Origin of the sequence: uncultured Aquimarina sp., from assembly GCF_947496855.1 — a bacterium.
Taxonomy (GTDB): domain Bacteria; phylum Bacteroidota; class Bacteroidia; order Flavobacteriales; family Flavobacteriaceae; genus Aquimarina.
On record NZ_CANMED010000003.1, the window covers coordinates 133,780 to 154,903 of the forward strand.

The following is a 21,124-nucleotide window of genomic DNA, read 5'->3' on the forward strand; positions in this document are numbered from 1 at the left end:
TACGGTATTATCAAGTTTCAGAAAATAAAATAACCAATTGATAACTGAAATACTCCATTTTTATTTTTATCTGAAATACCATCTATATTATTGATATCAGTTAGTCCAAGATTATATCTTGCGCTAAAATAGAGCCCGTTATCAAGTTTATAACCTAAACCAAAATTCACTCCAAAATCTGTTGTTTTAAATAGATCTTTATTCGTATTGGTACCTCCTTTAGTAGAAAGTAAAAAGCCTATTTGAGGTCCTGCTTCTAGACTCAATCCTTTAGTCATATAATATTTTAGCATTAATGGAACATTCAAATAGTTGAGTGCTGTAATACCTTCAGAATCAAAATCTGAACCATATCCTTGTCCGGAATACATTAATTCTGGTTGAAAAGAAAATTTGTCTGAAATTTTAACTTCAGCCATAACTCCCAGATTAAAATCTGTTGTCCAGCCGATTTCAGAGTTGTTCTCTCCTGTAAGTGTTGCGAAATTAAGACCTCCTTTTACTCCTAAGTTAAAGTCTTGTGCATTCATATTCAATAATCCTAAAACTGTTATAATAGTTATTAATACTACTTTTTTCATAAATTTATGTTTTTTATTTATTCGTGTAAAAGTAGATTCAAAAGAAAACAAAAAGTTAATTTTGAGATTAGAGAAGTATTAAAACAAAGGAATTCTACGAATTAGGACGTTTTTTAAGCTTTCTAAAGGCACTCGCTGCCGCTAGTTTGTAACTAGTGTGCACCACAAGCCTATGTTAGACACCATAAAAAACAATTATAATATACAAAGATTTATGGCTGTTATATATATTTTATAACTCATACTCGCGACTAGTCACAGAATAGCGGTAGCGTGGAATAAATAGCTTGTCTTGTCCTGAAATAGGTTTACACAAAAGTGTAACAAGATGGAAAGATATTCAAAGACATCATCATCGAAATGGCAGTCTAGATACAGTGAAGAATTTAAGCGATTTGTTTGTAATGAGTTTTTAACGGGTACAGTTACTCGAAGAGAAATCGAAACCAAATATAATATTGGTAATTCTCGTATTACTTATTGGTTAAGAGAGTTTGGATATGATTATTCAAAACCTAGTATTGTACCTTTGCAAATAATGACAAATCAATCAAAATCATCATCTCCCCAAGATGAAGCATCTTTATCACAACTAAAAAAAGAACTTCATGAAGCTAAACTATTAGCTGAAGCTTATCGTAAAATGATTGAGGTAGCTGAGCATGAATTTAAAATCAAGATTGTAAAAAAGTCCAATACCAAGTAATCCAAGAGATGAAAACCCTTTATCCAAAGGTAAGTTTAGGCAGTTTTTGCCGATTACTTGGTGTTACTCGCCAAGCATATTATCAACATTTTTGGTATCGAGAGCAACTTGCTTTTGAAGATGAATTAATTGTTTGTGAGGTATTAAAAATCAGAAAAAATCATCGACATATGGGAGGAAGAAAATTATATGAACTTTTGCAACCATTTCTATTAGAACATCAAATAAAAATGGGAAGAGACCGGTTATTTGATGTTTTATCAGCTAATAATTTGTTAGTTAGAAGAAAAAAGAAGCAAACTATAACTACAAACTCATTCCATAGGTTTAAGAAGTATTCTAATCTTATCAGAGAATTCATTCCTAAAAGTCCTAATCAATTATGGGTGAGTGATATTACTTATTGGAGAATAGAAACAGGTTTTGTGTATATCAGTTTTATCACAGATGCTTTTTCCAGAAAAATAGTAGGATATCATTTAGCGGATAGTTTACAAACTTCTGAAACTGTTCAAGCATTAAAAATGGCAATAGTAAACCTACCAAAACCCTCGGATAATGATATACAACTAATACATCATTCTGATAGAGGAACACAATACTGTAGTAATGAATACGTCAAATTATTACAAGATAATAAGATAAACATTAGTATGACGGAAAACGGAGATCCTTTAGAAAATGCAATAGCCGAAAGAGTAAATGGTATTATAAAAGAAGAATATTTAAATGATTATCAACCAAAGAATCTAAAAGAAGCTAAAGAATTATTAGATGCGGTTGTTAAACTATATAACAATCAAAGACCACATATGAGTATAGGAAATCTTACTCCAAGTCAAGTGCATCAAAATAATATAAAAACAGAAAAAATATGGAAGAATTATTATACAAAAAGTCCTATCATTGTAAACCAATAATAGGACTAAGAATAAGTTGTAAAACTATTTTAGGATTAATGTAAAATATGTAAACTTTTTTTAGGACGAGACAGCTACGAAGTTGCAAACTTCGCAGCGCGGGACTTTTAGATGTTTATTTCAACCTCCAATTGTCTATTTAATATTCCTTTTCCACCAGCCATTAAATCCTTTATTTCGCCTTTATCGATTCGTAGATTAACAATAATCAAGCTAGGTGAAGACGGTTTCATATACTTACCTTGTTGAATATGAAAAGTACTTTTTTTAATTTTTAAAATATCAAATAAATAACACCCAAGTGGTCCTGCGGCCATTCCTGTGCCTGACTCTTCTAATATCCCATAATGAGGACCAAACATCCTCGAAGTAGCGTCATATTCTGTATTAGTAGAAAATACATAGTAGCCAATTACATCGAATTCATCACTAACTTCGCTTATCAAGTTAAAATCAGGAATTATATTCTTTAAAATTTCATTGCTTTTAACAGGAACGAGTATAAATGAATTTCCTGTGTTTACTAATTGAATCGGTGTATTTGGTATAAGGTCCGTTTTTTTTAATCCTAATGATTTCAAAATTACATTTTCTTTGTGGCTTACGTCAACATATTTTGGTGCTAATTGTTCCATAAATGCCAGATCCCCGATTATTTCTATTTTTCGTTTTCCATCTATGGTTTCTTTTGAAGAACTATCATTCTTTAGAGCACCTATTTGTTTTAAATAAGAAAATGTAGCTACTGTAGCATGTCCGCAATGTGCTATTTGTTTGTTTGGAGTAAAGAAATCTAATTTAAAGTCTTCAGTTTTAGATTTTGAAACAAAAGCCGTTTCTGATAAACCTACTTCTTTAGAAATCTCAAGTTTGTTTTTATCAGATAAGTCATCCGCATTTAAAACGACACCTGCTGGATTACCTCCTTTACCGTTTTCTGCAAAAGCGTTAAGAATTTGTACTGTAATTGTTTTTTTTGAAGTGTCCATTTTTATTTTTTTTAGGTTATATAAGATGGACGTTATTAGTTATAAAAAGACGTAGTTAATTTTAATTATTTTCAAAATCTAGTAATTTACCTGTTTTATCCGATTCTACGTTTGGACAATCTAAAATGTTTTCTTTTAAAATTTCTTTAGCTTTTTGAACTCTTGATTTTGTTCCAGAGTATGAGATTTTTAAATATTCTGCTAGTTCTTTTTGAGAATAGTTTTTAAAGGAAGTTAAAATAATTGCTTCTTTATGTTGGGTAGAAAGGTTTTCTATTTTTTGATTGATACAGCTTGTTAGATTTGAGTAACTAAAATTATTAGCATCTGTTTCTGGAATATCTAAATCATGTATTGATATATTATTGTCTTTTACTTTTCGAAAATAGTCAATAATGCTATTTCTTGTAATTTGGTAAACCCAAGATGTGAGTTTAGAAGTATGTTTTAGCTGATGAATTTTAGTTTGAATTTTTAAGAAAACCTCTTGATGAATATCTTTTGATATTTGTTCATCTTTTACTTTTCCTAAAATGAACTTATAAAGTTCTTCACTTAGGTCAATCCAAATAGTCTTAATTTCAGTTTTCACAATTTTAGTTTTCTTTTTGAAGTGTTTAGCATTTACTTTTAAGGCCTTTTTTTACTGACTCTCGCTGACGTTAGTTTGCAACTAGTGTGCATCACAAACCTATGTATGGCATAAAAAACAACTATAAGATACAAAAACTTATAATTGTTATATATATTTTCTTACTCTTAGTCGCGACTACTCACAGACTAGCTGTATCCAAGGGCTGTAAACAATCCTATTGACCACTAATTCATCTTGTAATAGGCTGATAAGAGCCAATTAACAATGCATGATCTGAAGTGTTATAATATACTTTTTTTAGTGAAATAGGTGTGTTATTTTTACTACTCCAGATTTGATCTATTTCTAATAATGGAATGCCATAGGGCCAGGTTGCTGTAAATCCATTAGCTACATCACGAAAACTAAGTAAATCTTGTCTAAACTGGTTAAAATAAATACTCTCATAAGGAGTATTAAAATCTCCCATAATAAAAGAACAATTATTCTCTTTTGCTAATCTATAAACCATATCTAATGATGATGTTCTATTATCAAAAGGAACTGCATTAATATCTGCAATAAGTATTGAATTTTTTTGATTTTTTATATTAAAATCAATTACGTTAAATTTATAAAAATCTGATTCACAATGATACCTTATTACATCTATTTTACCTTTTACAATAGCCAACATACCTCCATCTAATTTTTGAATTTGATAGTTTGGAAATTTATTTCTGAATTCTTTTAAATGTTCATTTGTAATAGCATCTGCTTCGACCAATCCAACAAATTCCGGAGATACATTCTCTATCTCTCTCATAATAATTTTAAAGGGAGTATCTCCATTTCTGCCAATATTCCAAAATAATACTGTATTATATACATCTGTAGACTTCTCAATTGATGTTGTCTTATAATAGTAAACTCTCCAATAAAGCAATAAACTCAAAAAACACATTATCAATACATAAAACGCCTTTTTTTTCTTAAAAAACAAAATACTCATAACTAAACTACCAATAATTAGTAGCAATGGAGCACTTACATAAAATAATATATTAATAGGATACATAATATCTTTAATTGTAAAGTGTATTAATACTTCTATACCATAAATTATAAGTAATAATCTTTTTGAAAAATAAATAAAATGTCTTTTCAATCTTTTTAGTTTTTTTAAATGATCAAACTTGGAGTAATACCATTTCTAACATTATTTTAGGCTAATAATTCAATTCTTTTTCTACTATTTCTTCATTAGAAAATTAAACCGTAGCTATGGCTATGCTTGAATTTTATAACTTAAACTAGCGAAAAATATTTCAAATTATTTTAGCCTAAAATAAAAATAGAATTGGTATAAGATTTCTTTTACCGCTGATTGATATGATCTAGGATTATTCGCCTTTTTATTTTTTTAAGTCTTTCTTGGATCTGGGAATGGGGTGAGAAAATATTCCAAGAATCTCAAGCAGCTGTTAATGTTCACCACAAACCTATATTAGATAACACAAAAAAACAACCATAACACACAAAAATTAATGGCCGTTATATATTTTCTTACGCTTACTGCCATTCATAATCGCCACTAGTCACCGTTTAGCGATAGGGTGATCTGATGAGACTAGAAGTTAATACGTAACCTACAAATGATCTCGATACCCTCCAGAGGCGGGCAGTCTATTTTTCTTCTGTCATCTCGAGCGGAATCGAGAGAACATTCCAGAAAAACACTTGATCTGACGGGCGTATTCAAAATTAGATCGATACCTCTATCGTCTCATCGAGTGTTTTTTTGTTTAGCGATAGCGGTACAAAAAATGTACTTCGACAAACTCAGCAGAACTATCGAGATGCAGTACAAAACCAAAAGTCAATAGGTGACATGAAAATTTCTTAAGGTGGGACAATCTTTGACGGCACCCGTTACAAACGAGCGCTAGCTGGTGAATTAAGCACCAAAACCCGTATTAATTATAGCCATTGTTAGCAGTAGTATTTATTCCATTTTATAATCGGGAAATTTCATTTTTATTAGCTTACCAAAATCATTTTCAATTAATCGTTGTTTAGCATCATCTGTTAATTTTTTCAAGAAAGAATCAATTTCTTTAATGTCATTAATTCTACTAGTCCAAATGTTAACTCTACTTTCGATAAAGTTTATTAATTTTTCAAAATCACTTTCCGTTACTCCGTAAACGTTTACATTTTTATTATAAACCAATTCGGGAGTACGTTTATATTCGTCAACTCTTTTTATTTTTCCACCAAAAGCATTTATTATCATTTTACTTCCGTCAGGTTCATTGTCTAAACGCTCTGTGAATAAATCAATAAACGATAAAATATATCCTTTAGATTTTAGATTATTGATTAACTCTATAGAAGATATATAAGGTAGTATTTCCAAATTCACAAAATCTCCAGGAGTATTACTGCCGCTAGACCAAAACGCAATTTCTATTTTTAAGTCACTATTTTTAAATGTTATTTTAGGTCTTGAACGAGCATATTTCCAACCTTTTTGAGTATAATAAATTCCTATTTCATCACATACAGCTTGAAATATTTCTTTACAAGGAGTGTGTTCGTTGTAATTTATTAAAATACTATCTTCTTTAAATTTCCAGTTCATTTTTGTTATTACTGCTAATGTTTAATATATGTGTCGTAGCTGTGGCAAATGTTACCTAACTGTCGACGTTTTCTGCGCATTGGTTGCTATTTTTTCTTTTTGCAAGCATTGCGCCTTACCAAATATGCACAGACTATTGGATTCATCACTTAGCTGCTATGATCACATATATGTTGTTACCCAACGTTTTTATTTAGTTATTTAATTTTTTCCAATATTTTCAAGTTCAATAATTAGTTCCGTCATCTCTAATTCATCCAATTCAGATTGACACCAATCAATAAAAATTTTAATAGGGTTAGGAGCAAGTTCGGGAATTATTTGAGTAACGTTTTCATTTGTTATATAATACCAAATACAACTAATATTACAATCAGGACAAATACCAGAATGATGATCCATTGTTGCAATTTCATTTTGAGTTTTACCACAATTTGCACAATTGATGTTTTTGTAAGTTCCTTTACTGAACCATTTCTTTTTCATTTTACTTCAAGTATTAGTCAATTGTTTTATCTCACTATTTATTTTTCCTATCCAATTTTTGTCAGTAGGGTCTACAATAATCACTTTGAAATTAAATCTCTCGCTTTCAATTCCGACACCTTTTAAATCATCAATGTGTAAGTCAAAATCAAATGCTGGCGGATATTTGGATGAATTAATATTTCGAGATTTTAAGATTTTTCTATTTTCTACTTGGTTTACTATTCTGTTGACTTTTATTCCATAATATTTTAAAGTCCACCTTATCTTTCTTTTAGTTCGAAATGATGTTGTATAGATATGAATATTATGTCCTTGACTTTGTAGATCAGAAATCAATTCACGTGTTCCTTTCCTTATTTCCTCAATTCCAAATAGTTTAGCAATTCTGTTTCTCTTTTCCGTTTCGAATTCTTTTCCATTTGGAATTAACGTACTGTCGAGATCAAAACTTATATTCATTTAATCAATTGTCTTTGTCATTGCAATTACCATCATTATTCCGATATACAAAAAAGGAATTGCAGTTAAAATAATCCAAATTAGATTGTTTTTTAAGTCAGACTTATGCTTAGAAAGCAAAATTATTGTATTAATAAATGACCAGAAAACTCCGCCATAAAAGATAAGTATTGAAATCATATTACCATACTGATAAATCCAAGTTCCACGATATGGCCAAACCAAAAATTTCAATAACATAGCACCTAGGCAAATTCCGATAATGAGGATCCCGCGATTTTTAGTCCAGTTAATATTTTTGAGCTTAACTTTCAATTTTGTTAGATGTTGGGTAACGGTCTTGTGTATGAAACGTAGCGTATAAAAAGACACTAACTTTTCGGATTTAGCACGAGCCGAATTTTTTATTTTTATGTTTAATTTTCTTTTTAAATATAACCAAATAAAAAATTTGGCGTACTTCGTAAATATACAAAAACCTCCCGCTGCCGCTAGTTTGTAACTAGTGTGCACCACAAACCTATGTTAAACAACATAAAAAACAACCATAAGATACAAAAACTTATAGTTGTTATATATATGCATTATCACCACTAGTCACACCTGTCTGCCTCGGGCGGAGATTAGCGATATCGGGGGTAGTACTAACTTTTATCCTTCATAAACGGGCTATCAAAAGTTTTCCATTCAGTAGTTTTTAATGATTTACCGTCTATATTCATTGGTGTAAATCTAACCTTATATTGACCCTTCCGATCAAAAGTAAATGCGCCAGCACACATTCCATGTCCAACGTATAAGTGTCCATTCCTTTCTTTTATATAGAATGTAGTTTTACTATTAAGATTCATAACTTCCGTTTTATACCAGGTTTCGGACGTTAATTTGTTCTTTATTTTAAAAATAGCATTTGCACTAGGTCCACAACCATAATATTCGACTTCTGTTTTTTCGTATTCGAGGCTCAAATTTAAGTTCAGGCTAGCTAAGGATTTTTCTTCTGCAGTCTTCCAGAATACTCTTTCGTTTTCTTTTTTCTCTGGATTCCACTGTTTCATTTGATTTATTTCTCGTTCTGTTTGATCAGCATATTTTAAATAATAGGTAGTATTTGGTTTTAGTTCTTTAGATGGACAAAAAATGGCTTGTGTTAATTCCATTTGTCCTTTTAATATTTCTTGAAGATTTAATACAACTAATTCTCCTCCTTCACTTTCAAGATAAACTACCCTGTTCTTAAAACTATTAATTGTTTCTTGGCTAAAGGCGTAACCTTGGATAATGAACATTGAATGTAAGCCTATTTCTTTTGTTTCTGGAAAGAACTGCATTCCGCTACCAGCACATTCTGCAAATGCTGATTTGATTCCGAACGTCAGGAATAAAATAAAGATTATTTTTTTCATAAAGTTAGTTTTCTAACTTTTATCAAATATCGTTCCGTTGATATCCTTCCTGAAAGAAGTATATCAATTAAATCTAAACCTTATCATCTCAACGAGTGAATTAGATTCAACTTTTAATGTTTTTTATACTGTTTTGAGTATTTTTTACTCGATTTTGAATGTTTTTCATTCAAAGTTGAATGTTTTTTACTCAATATTGGATCTTTTTTATTCGAGTGCAAGTGAATTATATTCATAAAAAAACCAAAAAGACGCTATAAAGAATCTTTTTGGTTGCTATCACTGGATTTTCTGCTATTGAACGGCTTATACCATTTCTCATACGAAATTAGTGAACTGGTATTATTTTTTAGAAAATCGCTGTTTTAAATCCTCATAAATCGGTTTTGCACTGGTCACTCCCTTTTTATTCGCTTCTTTTACTTGTCCGTAGTATAATAAAGCAGCTTGTAAGGCCTCGCTACCGGCTAATAATCGAGTATCATCTACATCAGAGAATAATTGTTCCAGAATGTTAGCAATGGGTGTTAATTGTGATACCACAGTTTCATCTTTTAGAAACTCATCTTTATCCATATAACTGGGCATAAACTCCGGATTGGTGTCCGAATACGATTTTACCTTTTGTACCGTAGGTAAGGATTTATTACCCATTTTGAATAATCCTGAACGTTCTGCAGCTGTTAGTGCCTGTAGAAAAGGCGCGAGTATCGTTTTGCATTCTTGTAATTTGGTAGTTACCTCATCTATTGTTTCTTGAGGTATTACTACACTAATTTGGTTTTCTAATCCCATAGGTTTAATTTTTAATGATTACTATTCTTATTATTTGTGCTCTTTAAAAAAAGCTACTATAAGAAAGTGTAATGAGCATTAGAATTGTTACCAGTGATTTTAGTTTTTTTTTATAAATCGATTGTAGGATGAATGTAAAATGTGTAACCTTTTTTAGGATGAGACACACTTATCACGTATTCTTGTGTGGCACGGAATGCAATTCCGCGCTATCACATCCGCGTGATCGGGTTTTCGATTTCTCTTCGAGTAACCATACTCGTTAAAAACTCATTACAAACAAATCGCTTAAATTCTTCACTGTATCTAGACTGCCATTTCGATGATGAAGTCTTTGAATATCTTTCCATCTTATTACACTTTTGTGTAAACCTATTTCAGGACAAGACACGTGTATGGCTCAGTTGCGTTGGCTAGAATTAAGTTAGCAAAATAGAACGAACCAGAGGAAATTCCAAAGGAATTTCCAAGTAGGCGATAATCAAGCAATTGATTATACACGTCTTTGTTACCTGCAGTATTATTTTCTTTTATGTTCTACAATCAAACCACTCTCTGAAAAAGTAAATATCCTTTCTTCAAATATTGATTTCATAATTAACCAAACCTGATCAATCAACTTGAAGTTAATGTTTTTGCTAGTATCAATTTCTATTAGCTGACCTGTTAAGATAATTTGATCCATTTTTACAGAATTTTTAGAGCTTTTATTTAGAAGGTTAGCATTCTGAATTGGAAATTGCTTTGTGATTATTTTGTTTAATTTATTTTGACGATTAACTTCATTTCTAAATTCGTTCACATACTTTAATAAAGGAATTTCTGTCTTATTTTCTAAAATCACAAAGTAATTATAATAGTCCCATTCATCTCTGATTTCTATAATTCGATCATTCCCAATACTTACGCTCAAAATTTGAGGTCTTTTTATAAGTATTTTAGCATTAAGAAGTAAATCTGCAATATGAATCTCTTTAGGACTTTCACTAAAGTCTTTTTCGTCAGCTTCTCTTAATTCAACAAGTCCAATATTATATTCTCGAGCAAAATCAACAGAATCTCTAGTAAATCCACTTTTTGAAACTATAACACCTTTATCGATTTGAGCATCTTGAATAATACTTAATACTTTCATTACAGTATCTTTATTTACTTTTTTCTTTAAGTATTTGCATTCAATTGCTGTTCGAATCTGATTTACTCCGTTAGATTGAAGGGTTAAAACATCTATTTGATGAGAGTTACCTGATTTTCCAGTTACTTTACAACTATTTCCATAACCTAAAATTGTTACACCAAATTCCTTACCTAACGTTTCGTAGATGTATTTCGTTATAGCTTCGTATTCTCTCCAATCAAGGCTATCTTTTTTCATCTATTGCGCTTAATGTAGTTGCTGGTGAATATTGCAGGTAACGTCTAGGCTATGGTTAGTACGGGATTAAAAGGAACTGACCTTTCGATTAAGCACTTAGCCAAATCTTTTTATTTTGTTTTATCTTTTTTGTTCTAAAGCCAAATCAAAAGATTTGGCGGACTTGGTAAATATGACTAAATTTTGGGTTAAGCACCAAACCCGTATTAACTATAGCCATTGTTGTAAACCGTTTTTATTCATTAGGCTCATTTACTGACTCATCTATTTCAGCTTGTGTAAATTCGGTTGTTTTTTCAGTTTCTCCGCAAATCATATTTATAAAATTCAATATTGGAATATCTTCATTTAACTCAATAGTATTTGCATATTCAAATGCCGATAAAGGTTTTCCTTTGTCTTTGTCGTATTGATAATTATGGGAACTTTCAAAGTCATATACAGAAACATATCTTTTTGATAATCCGTTTTGAAGTAGATTTCCATTAGCCACTTCATTCCATATATTTTGATTTAATGTCCAAGCAGAATTATTTTTTGGAGAGCCATCTTTATTGGTTTTAACTGTATATGTTAAAGCTCCTTCCTCATTTGTCGATTTACTATAATTATATCGTGTATCACTATCGTGAATTATGTGTTGTTTTATATTAAAATGATTGAAAATTTTTTGAAAGAAGGGGATATTATTTTTTGAGCCAGTATTAACTACAAAAATATCTTTATTTGGAAATTTTCTTTCCAATATCTCTCTCACTACAATAGCTTCTGTATCTCCTTCTACTAATATTACTTCATTTGAAAAGAACGACTCACAAATATTTGGGTCGAAGCGATTAATCATTTGTACTTTATTTTTTATTTCTTCTGAAGAAGAAAATAAATCATCTCCAACTTGATATAATTTGGTTGTTGCATCTGACTCTCTAATTAACCTTACTAAAGTAGTATGTGGTTTTGAAATGTCAATCAATGAAGGGCTATGAGATGCACAAATTATTTGGAAAGGCGAATTAGAACATAAATCGTATAGAACTTTTCTTAGAAGATTTATGGCTTTAGGATGTAGATATACTTCTGGCTCTTCAAAAAGAATTAAATATTCTTTTGATGTGTTTCCATCTTCGTTATTTGTAGGTAAATCATTTTTTACAATACCTAAAAAATTAAATAGAGCCTGCCTAATTACTCCGTGACCGTGATGTGAAAAATCTTGTTTAGTATCTGGGAATCTATCATCTTTAATGATTACTGAAAATTCTTTTTCAAGTGAAGTTGCTAAGTTAAACTCTTGCCCTTCTATTGGACTAATATCCAAAGTAAGGTTCGGGAAAATTTTTCTAAAATTATCATTAGCCTGTTCAGTTTTAGCTTTAATAACTTCGTTTGACAATATTCTTTCTTGTAAAAGTTCAACTTCGTTCATTACTTTTTGATAAGCTTCAACTTCATCATCTTTTAGGCTTTTCAATACACTTTTCTTGATAATGTCTTTAATGAAAGTAGTTAAATCTGCTGGTGTTGGAAAAGCAGGGATTCTAACAGGAGTTGGAGAGTGTTTTGTCAAATGCGGTTCTAAACCTCCAAATCCATTTTCTACGTAATCACCAACTTCAGGAGAAGGGTCAAACGTTTCTTTTTTTCCTTCTTCATCTATGTTTACCCAAGTCTTTCTAAATTTAATTTCTCCGTTCTCGGCAACCCATTTGTCAAATCCTTTTTTCTCAAAAATGACATTGTCTCCTTCTTCCTTTAAGAATGTTGTTTTGATTTCTATAATGTTATTTATGTCAAAACCCAAAAAGTCATTTAGAGTTGCTTTCTTCTTTGGAGTAATCATATATTCATAAGCAGACAACAATGATGATTTACCAGCATTATTCTGACCAAATAGAAAAATAATATCAGAGTCTTTTAAAGAAAGTGTAATTCCGTCACCTTTAATTGAACGAAAATTTTTAATTGTTATGTCTATTAATTTCATTGGTTGGTCAAATGGCTTACAACGTTTAATGTAAAATGCGTTTTAATGCATTTTTACATAGTGTTATAGCCTATTTTATTTCATTGTTTAAGAGTTCATTGTGTACTTTTCTTGCTTTATAGTCTGTAAGCGAAGCAACATAATCTTTTGATCTTAAGAGGTCAATAAGAGGTACATTTTTTATGTCTTGGTACGCAGGATAATTAGTTCCAATAAGGAGATGAAAAGGCATGAAGTTTAGCATTTCGGCTTTTATTGTTATATGATTACCTAGTTTATCTTTATAAAAATCAAAATATCTTGAATCTTTTAGTGTCTTATATTCTTTTAGAAAATCTTCCTCAATCAACTGAGGTATTATCGTGAACAATATCACCAGTTCAGAAACGATTTTGGCCGCCAACAAATTTGCATTCAAAACCTTCCTGTTAGAAAACAACTTATCAACTTGAATAGAATTCCAGACTTCATCAACAGCACTCGAAAAGTCTATTGAATGATCGATTATGTACTCATCAGCTTCTCTAGAGTCCTGCGGTGATTTTATACTTTTTTGACTAATTTTTAATGTGCTAGAATTAATCACATCTTCCATTAAAAGTTTAATGAGTGATTTTCTTTGTCTTAGATATTGCGATAAAGTATTTTCAGAAGAGTTAATATCAAAATAAAGAGGTGAAATATGAAATAAATGACATTTGATTAAATCGAATATATCAATCGCTCCTATTCTAATTCCGTCTTCCAAATCAGAAATGAGATAGCTGATTTTGTCTGCAATCCTAACTGCTTGTCCTTCCAAATGGCAATATCCCTTTGGAATATTTTCTTTATGCTTTGATCTTTCTAATAATTTATTTGAGGAGAATTCATTGTCGGAATGATAGTAAGTATGTTTAAGAGCAGCTTCTAAAACTTCCGTTGAAATATTTAATCCTAAAAATTTTTGATAGGGATCATTAGCATATGGTGATTCTAGGAAATTTAGAACGTCTAATGCATGTTCATAGTGGTTAAATCCATTTAGGCTAGTATGTATCTCAGACAAAACGTTATTGATCGCATGTTCACCAGCATGCCCAAATGGAGTGTGACCTATGTCGTGAGCTAAAGCACTTGCTTCAATTAAATCTAAATTTAAGCCAAGGCTAGTTCCAATTGTCAATGCTAACTGTTGAACTTCAAGAGTGTGGGTTAATCTCCTTCTTACAGAATCATTTTCAACAGATGGAAAAAGTTGTGTTTTGTCAGCGAGTTTTTTAAATCCAGAAGACCATATTAACCTGTCTCGATCTCTGCTAAAAGGGGGGCGAAACTCATCTGATGATTCTTCAATTATTCTGGTATTGGTTCGAATGGCAAAATTCGAAAGTTCATTCTGTTTGGATTCAATAATTTCTGTTGGAGTTCTTAAAACATCTGGAGATGAAAAATTACCCCATAGCCCACACATCTCTTCCAGTGTATCAACAGTCAGGTTAATGCGGTCCGCAGCATATTCCCCTCCAATTAATTCACTCTTAACTTTGTCAATAGAAGAACCAGTCTTCCATAATGAAAGAATCTTTTCCATTAAAACATGATCACTAATTTGTAATCCAATTTTTGCCGTAGTCCATAAATCGGGCTCTTCTCTGAAAGCTCTAGTACTAATGTTTTTTGAATAATTTTCTATTTTTTTGGGAGGAAGGCCGTCTGATAATGAGCTGTTATCTTTTAGAAAAACTCTAAACTCTTTTGGGTTTCGAGCAAATGATTGATAATCAATTTTATTGAATTCGCCTTCGATTTTTAGAACCTTTTCCGATTTCTTTTTAATTACTATTAAGTCACCCTTTCTCCAAGCTATGGAGCTAAAATTCTTTAAATCTTTGAGAGCATTTTTTTCAAAAAATGGAACGACGTACAATAGATTATCATGTTCAATGGAAACTATGTCATGACCAATTGAAACAATTTCTTTTATTAATTCAGATCTGAATTCATCAATTCCAGGTCGGGTTAATCTTCCTGGAAAAGAAAACAAAATTTCACCATCCAATTTAGCACCCTGAATAGCTCTATTTAGAGCAGTTTTAATAGCTAAGTTATACCATGGAGGATCAACTAATACCATATCATAAGCACCATGGAATCTTTTTGGTAAATCGTCAGCGATATTAAACTCGATTCCAGTACACTTTTGCCTTTTTAATCTGTTAAATGCAGAAATCACATCTATGTCTAGATCTAATAGTGTTGTTTCATAATTTTCCGAAGTCTTTATTGCCAAAGTAGGAGTGCCGATATTTAAGATTCTGGTTTCAGGTGAAAATTGAGCTTTTGCTTGGATTTTATTAATTAAATATTTGATAGTAGATTCTTCAAACCACCATTGACTTAGGTTTACATCTGGAGCAGGTAAGTGATTATTGCCAACAATTTGATAATTAATCAAAGCACTTCCAACTTTATGATTAACTTCTTCTGGTCTTTTGGAGTTATATATTTCTTCTATTAATCTCGGATCAGCGCTCTCACAATTTTTTAGTATTTCGTGGAAATCAGTTACTCCTGAGTTGATAAGCCCATCAACTTTTTCATTTAATATTTGCTTGTATTTTTCCTCCATGTTTAATTGATTGGCTATAACATGCGAGTATAGTTATTACGTATAGTACCGCTTGTAATTAATTACAAACACTTGTAAACGTTTACTACCGCATCTGGATTTTACTATAAGTTTTAAAAATAGTGTAAAATTCCCCATATTACAAAATGATATGGGTTCTTTTATACAGTAATTGTTCGTTACGAAATACTTCGAGAATAAATTTTTAGTCCGTAATATTATTTCAGATATAAGAAAACTTACTTGTCTTCGATACAATTTTCTATCGAAAATCACTCTGACTGACGTAAGTTTTCTTTCGTAGAATTGACGTTTTTTACTCCTTTTCGATCTTAGGAGCCAGCCATAAATATCCTACACATAGCAAAAATAAAATATACAAACCCATCGGGTTTATGGGAGCTACAGCTAAGGTTTGTTCAATGACTTTCTCGGTAGGTGTATCGAACTGTCTGCGGTTTCTTTGTATGTTGGCATACCTTGATTTTGTTTTCCATGTGCTGGTATCGGTCACAAAATATTCCAAAACGGCTGTGGTGTCTTGTGCGACAGATATCCTATTCCAACCTAATTTCTTAGGATAGGTGGTGCCCGTCCATAGATTCGATATATCGATATCCCTGCGTATTGGGATACGGTATCCACTACTAGTTCTTACTTCTGGTTCAGGAATTGCCGTTCTTAGTCTAAGAGAATATGATTGATCCTTAATCCCCAGGGTGCTATGTTCATACCAATTGACCTCAGCAGGTTCTTTTTTGCCAATAGTATTTATAACTTTAGACCATAGTTGTTGATACTCGGTTGTTTTTCCGTTTAAAACTAACTCATAGGTACTTTCTAAAACCGTAGTGCTTACTTTTCCTTTTCCCAGATGTTTATATGCGGATACGATATGTTCAGTATCATTTTTATGTATCGCTTGTACCTGAAACTGCTCTTTGAATAGAAAAGGATACTTTCTTATTTTGATTTTTGGCGAACTAACCAGGCTTGTTTCAGTGCTTTTTTCCCTATCAAAATCAAATGCAGCGATGCTTTTTGAGGATCTAAAAAAATTATCATCCGGTTGGATAAAAAATCCTAATCCTTGTTCTCTAATTACATTCTCCAGTGCTGTCCGAGAATGTTGTCCTAAATTCTTTACTGTAGTAGCATCCAGCATCACCAAATCAAAAGATGCTAAATTCTTTTCAGAAAGAGTTCCCAACGGCATCCGATCCATATTAAAATATTCGAACTTATATTTTCCTTTGGTAATCCTACTTTTTATCAATACCTGATGACCCATTGCTGCCAAATAGTTTTTCAGGTATTTGGTTTCAAAGGTTGGGAAACTGTTGACAATTAAGATTCTCAAATGGGTTCGATTCATCACCCTAACCGGAATCGGATCACGAGACAGTAACTTTCCTAAGGAGTCTTTCTCAACTAATGAAAAGACATAGTTGCCAATAGCTTTTAACTCCGTCGATAACTGAAAGGATGCTGCGCTATCCGATACCAAAAAAATTGAGTCTAAAGAATTTCCTCCTGGTCCTTCTAGAATCAATCGATTTCCTTTTTTTGGATTGTTATACCATCCGCTGCATTCTAACTGCTCTCCTACTACCCTACTCTGATCATATTGAAACCTAACCACACCAGATGGCAGATCATTATTGATATAGTCTATCCTATGATGTTCTAATTGCCAAAAATCAAAAGGTGCTACTCCATCTCCTAATACAAAAACAGTATCTGATGTATGTATATTCTCTAAAATTGTTTGATTTGCTTTGTATAGAAACGTCTTTAATCGTTTATGGACTTTTTGTAAACTATCTAATTGTTTGGTATCATAACCATTGGTTAATAAAGCCACTTTAGTATTTTTACCGAGTATGGGCAACGCTGGTTTTAATGCAATGATAGAAAGTGAAATCATCGCAAATAAGGCGATGGTTATGTTCATCCAAAACTTGCGTTTCCTAAAATGAGACCACTCTTTCCAAACAAAAACCAACCATATGACTATAGCACCAATAGTTATATAGGGTATCCAATTACTATGTAAAAAAATGATATCCTCAATCATTGATTTCGAGCTCTTTTAAAAGTAAATCATTTATTTCGCTAGTTTGTTGTTGCTGTTTCACTGCATTAGGCTTTAATTCTGGGAGTGTTAAAAACAACCCTTTTTGCAACACTACCAAGGCTTCTAATGGAACTTCAATATCTTCAGAAATCCATTTTAATTGTTGTAATGTTTCCAGGTATTGTCCAGGGTCTTCAATAGCTTTTGCTGCTAATTCATTTCCAGCTTGTTTAAAAAGTTCTTTATCTCTATTGGTAATGTCACTTTTTTCAGAAATTAATTGCTCCAGTCTTGCCAAAGCGACACGTATAGAAGGATAAGCATCTTCTTGCTCTAGAGTTTCTGTTTTTCGGTATCCAGATACTTCCTTTATTTCTCCGGTGAGTCTTTTATCTTCTTTGATCGGTGGTGGATCAAAACCTATACGGTGTACATAAATACGCGCACTATTTTTTATTTCCTGAATCAATTTTAAGGCTCTGTATTGATACGGTAATGATTTTTCTGGTGTATACAGTCGTAAATACAATTCTGCATCCCACATTTCATTAAGGGCTTCTCGTAACTTACTCTTTAGCGATTGTGTAAAAAGTGTGGACGCTTCCGGGTCTTCGTGATTGTGTAGATATTCTTCTAGAGGATCTTTCTTGCCTTCGTCTTTTTCTTCTACCAGATTGTGTTCGTTGTGACTATCATGTTTATGCGTGTATTTTGCCAAAGGATCTTCTTCTTCGTGACCTTCCTCCTGATGATCTCCTTCATGTTGGTGTTCAGGTTCTTCATCACCTTCTTCCATACCCTCTGATTCTGATTCGCCACCCATAAATTCAGCGTATCTAAGACGTAGTACTTTTTGGTCAAAACCTAATTCATTACTCCTAGATTTATAATCGACTATAGACAGTTTTCCTTTATCCTTCAGAAGTTTTTCTGTATCTATAATTAACTGCCGCTGACTTCTAAAATAATCCGGCATCAGATCGACTCCCATTGTTCCTTCTACCGCAAAGGTATCTGAGATCGTATCCTTTATCACGGCAAAAAAGGTTTCACTTCTGGATGTATTCGGTTTTGGTTTTTTGCGATCCAATGCTTCTACATAAAAATATAATTCATCTCCAGGTTCCATTTTCATTTGATCTAAATCGATATTTTTAGACAACTTCATATTCTTACTGCCTTTAGAAACCTTACTATTAAAGTTTAGCTTTTCTTCTCTGAACTTAACGGATTCTCCAGAGCCCTTGCTTACCGTAGCTATAATATAAGCGTCTTCTATCCCGAAATCATCGGTAATAGCTGCTGTAAAAAACATCTTTTTATCTTCATCAAAACTAAAAGAGGTGAATTGTTTTATTCCTTTAATTTCTACAGAAGGACTCTTGTCTTTGGTCACTTCAATAGTGTACAATTCTGACACATAGGATCTGTCTTGTAAATCTGTAAATTTAAAATTATAAAAACCTGCACTAGCGAGTATTGATGTTCCTGTAAAGGTTTCATTTATTAGTTTCATAGGATGGCTATTTCCCATGCTCTCCATCATCACGCTTTTTATTTCTTGATCAAATTGTATGTTCCAGGAAACTCTGGATCCTTCTACTGCCTTTATATCCATTTTAGAGGTCTCTAAAGAAGGAATTTGTGTATAGTTAGGATAGGTAATAGTTAGTTGTTGATGTATTAACTTAGGTGATTTTATTACCGCAAAAGTAGTATCGGTTGGTTTAAAAACAATTGCTTCTGGAGTTTCTTTAGATTGTTGTGATCCTTGAAGGTTTGATAATAGTTCGTACTTATAAATCACTAAGCCTATCAAAATAAAAGCACTTAAAATAATAGTGCCACGAACTAAATGATTGGGAGGTTTAATAGTTTTTAGTTTGTCTACCAGTCTGGTTGCTACTCTATTTTGTTGTATTCTGGCTAAGCCAGACAACTTCTCTTCGGGCACTAACAAAAGACCGGTACTATATTCTGTAGCATCAAGATGAAGATCTATATAGCTGGCAATATTTTCTAAACTCTTTTTCCACGGTTTTATGACAATTGCAGTAATACTGCCAACCAAAAGCAGGGTTAGTATCGTCCATAATACACTAGAAAACGTAAGATATATTAGCATAGCAGGTCCCAAGGCATATAATGCGATCTCCAGCCAAAGCATCAGTCGCCATCGCCTTCTAAACCCAACCAATATGTCACGTCCGGATCTCATTATTGTTTTCTGAATTTTGCTACACCACGTTCCACTATGAACAATGCTCCCAATAACAACCATAACCATTTAGAAATGTCAAAAAAATCTAATTGCTTTTTGTTAGTTACTAGAGTAGTTGTTATAGGTTGTAATTCTGATATATTAATAGTTCTTTTATCATACTCATTAATTTCAGTTTGAATATCTTGGTGAAAATTAAATAATTTCAAAAGCTCTTCTGAAAGATTTCTATCAATACTATTAGCTGTAGTAAGATGTTCTGTAAGGTAAAAAATAGTGTTAGAAGATCCTGCTTCAATAATGCTATCAGCAAGCTTATCTGGTTGGTACACTAATACCTTTGTTGGTATATTCGGAGCTGCTCCTGAAGATAACCAAACGACTAGGTCAAATACAGCATAATCCATGCCCTCTATATTCTGAACTGTTTCTATATCAATTTGTATATTTAGATATTTAGATATTGCCTTTAACGATGCTTCTATGTATGTTTTTTGGGTAGCTAAACTGTCCTCATAGAACAGTACTACTTTGGTTGGTAATCCTGAAGTAAGAGGTACCCTTTCCTCCTTTCCATTTACCCGAAACATCACACTATCATCTATCTCATTAAATTTTAGTCTTTCATCAGCTAAAGCAATAAGCTCCTTCTTAAAAGACAATTGATTCTGATTACTACTCATAGAAAGAATTTGCAGAGAATCTTCTTTTTTTATGATTTCGATAGTCTTTTCAGACGACTCTTCTGGGTCTAAAGATATCCAGGTAATATTCTTATGAGTCTCCGGCCTACTACCTTTGATTCCCTTTATAAATGCATTCGTAAAAACGACAATACTATCGGTTTGTAAGGTTTCCATTTCTTTTGCTAACTGCCAATAATTAGGTGTCCTACTATTTGAATCAAATTGATCTTCATCCAATTCCGGAAATCCGGATTCCAAAAGTCTTAATGATGCTCCTGTAGCTATTGTATCTATAATCGTTTGTATCCTTTCATCCTGTACAAGCGTAGCTTCTATAATATACGTTACTGGTGCATTCGTAGCTTTCTTTTTAATCCGAAAACCGGCAATTATGAAGACCAAAATACCGACTAATAACATTCTTACTAGTAGCAGTAGGAATTCATTAAATTGAATACTTCTTGATTGTTTAGAATCAGATTCGTTCAATAATTTTGTACTGCCTACTTTTATTGTTTTTCCTTCTTTTTTACTCCACAGATGTATGCCTATAGGAACCAGAAGTCCCAATAGTGCCCAGAGATATGTAGGGTTGAGAAAAAACATA

18 protein-coding genes are annotated in these 21,124 nt (G+C 31.9%); 2 read left to right on the forward strand and 16 right to left on the reverse strand.

The window, feature by feature from the left end; genetic code table 11:
- Positions 1–17 precede the first annotated feature (17 nt).
- Positions 18–581 (reverse strand): porin family protein, encoded by a 564-nt coding sequence (locus tag Q0921_RS10085; protein WP_299256371.1) that lies wholly within the window; start codon positions 579–581, stop codon positions 18–20.
- A 328-nt stretch (positions 582–909) separates the two neighbouring features.
- Between Q0921_RS10085 and Q0921_RS10090 the strand changes: the two genes are divergently transcribed.
- Together Q0921_RS10090 and Q0921_RS10095 are read left to right on the forward strand one after the other, a co-directional pair.
- The gene (locus Q0921_RS10090) at positions 910–1,287 is read left to right on the forward strand and encodes a hypothetical protein (RefSeq protein WP_299256373.1); all 378 of its coding nucleotides are present in this window, start codon (positions 910–912) and stop codon (positions 1,285–1,287) included.
- An 8-nt stretch (positions 1,288–1,295) separates the two neighbouring features.
- Positions 1,296–2,207, forward strand: a complete 912-nt coding sequence (locus Q0921_RS10095) for an IS3 family transposase (RefSeq protein WP_299256375.1) — start codon at positions 1,296–1,298, stop codon at positions 2,205–2,207.
- A gap of 107 nt (positions 2,208–2,314) precedes the next feature.
- Here the strand turns inward: Q0921_RS10095 and Q0921_RS10100 are convergent, their stop codons facing one another.
- The 15 genes from Q0921_RS10100 to Q0921_RS10170 all read right to left on the reverse strand — a co-directional run bounded on the left by Q0921_RS10100 (position 2,315) and on the right by Q0921_RS10170 (position 21,123).
- The gene (locus Q0921_RS10100; RefSeq protein WP_299256377.1) at positions 2,315–3,196 is read right to left on the reverse strand and encodes a PhzF family phenazine biosynthesis protein; all 882 of its coding nucleotides are present in this window, start codon (positions 3,194–3,196) and stop codon (positions 2,315–2,317) included.
- Between the two features lie 61 nt (positions 3,197–3,257).
- Entirely contained in the window at positions 3,258–3,788 is a 531-nt protein-coding gene (locus tag Q0921_RS10105; protein ID WP_299256379.1) for a sigma-70 family RNA polymerase sigma factor, read from the reverse strand.
- Between the two features lie 232 nt (positions 3,789–4,020).
- Positions 4,021–4,938, reverse strand: a complete 918-nt coding sequence (locus tag Q0921_RS10110; RefSeq protein ID WP_299256380.1) for an endonuclease/exonuclease/phosphatase family protein — start codon at positions 4,936–4,938, stop codon at positions 4,021–4,023.
- Between the two features lie 837 nt (positions 4,939–5,775).
- Positions 5,776–6,414: a hypothetical protein gene (locus Q0921_RS10115; protein WP_299256381.1), complete on the reverse strand. Its 639-nt coding sequence runs from the start codon at positions 6,412–6,414 to the stop codon at positions 5,776–5,778.
- A gap of 201 nt (positions 6,415–6,615) precedes the next feature.
- Positions 6,616–6,900: a hypothetical protein gene (locus tag Q0921_RS10120; protein WP_299256383.1), complete on the reverse strand. Its 285-nt coding sequence runs from the start codon at positions 6,898–6,900 to the stop codon at positions 6,616–6,618.
- Between the two features lie 6 nt (positions 6,901–6,906).
- Positions 6,907–7,362, reverse strand: a complete 456-nt coding sequence (locus Q0921_RS10125) for an HAD family hydrolase (protein ID WP_299256385.1) — start codon at positions 7,360–7,362, stop codon at positions 6,907–6,909.
- A complete protein-coding gene (locus tag Q0921_RS10130) occupies positions 7,363–7,677 on the reverse strand; it encodes a hypothetical protein (protein WP_299256387.1) in 315 nt (104 codons plus the stop codon).
- A 329-nt stretch (positions 7,678–8,006) separates the two neighbouring features.
- Positions 8,007–8,768, reverse strand: a complete 762-nt coding sequence (locus tag Q0921_RS10135; RefSeq protein WP_299256388.1) for a hypothetical protein — start codon at positions 8,766–8,768, stop codon at positions 8,007–8,009.
- A 342-nt stretch (positions 8,769–9,110) separates the two neighbouring features.
- Positions 9,111–9,563, reverse strand: coding sequence for a hypothetical protein (locus tag Q0921_RS10140; RefSeq protein ID WP_299256389.1), 453 nt, complete (start codon positions 9,561–9,563; stop codon positions 9,111–9,113).
- Positions 9,564–10,083: 520 nt separating this feature from the next.
- On the reverse strand, positions 10,084–10,938 hold the full coding sequence (locus Q0921_RS10145) for a restriction endonuclease (RefSeq protein WP_299256390.1): 855 nt from the start codon (positions 10,936–10,938) through the stop codon (positions 10,084–10,086).
- A 235-nt stretch (positions 10,939–11,173) separates the two neighbouring features.
- Positions 11,174–12,922, reverse strand: coding sequence for an AAA family ATPase (locus Q0921_RS10150; protein WP_299256392.1), 1,749 nt, complete (start codon positions 12,920–12,922; stop codon positions 11,174–11,176).
- 70 nt (positions 12,923–12,992) lie between these two features.
- On the reverse strand, positions 12,993–15,533 hold the full coding sequence (locus Q0921_RS10155; RefSeq protein WP_299256394.1) for a dGTP triphosphohydrolase: 2,541 nt from the start codon (positions 15,531–15,533) through the stop codon (positions 12,993–12,995).
- Positions 15,534–15,849: 316 nt separating this feature from the next.
- Positions 15,850–17,610: a hypothetical protein gene (locus Q0921_RS10160; protein WP_299256396.1), complete on the reverse strand. Its 1,761-nt coding sequence runs from the start codon at positions 17,608–17,610 to the stop codon at positions 15,850–15,852.
- A complete protein-coding gene (locus tag Q0921_RS10165; RefSeq protein WP_299256398.1) occupies positions 17,603–19,828 on the reverse strand; it encodes a tryptophan-rich sensory protein in 2,226 nt (741 codons plus the stop codon). The genes Q0921_RS10160 and Q0921_RS10165 overlap by 8 nt, the downstream gene beginning before the upstream one ends.
- Positions 19,828–21,123 carry a BatA domain-containing protein gene (locus Q0921_RS10170; protein WP_299256400.1) on the reverse strand — a complete coding sequence of 432 codons (1,296 nt, stop codon included), beginning with the start codon at positions 21,121–21,123 and terminating at the stop codon, positions 19,828–19,830. Before Q0921_RS10170 ends, Q0921_RS10165 begins: the two co-directional genes overlap by 1 nt.
- Position 21,124 lies beyond the last annotated feature (1 nt).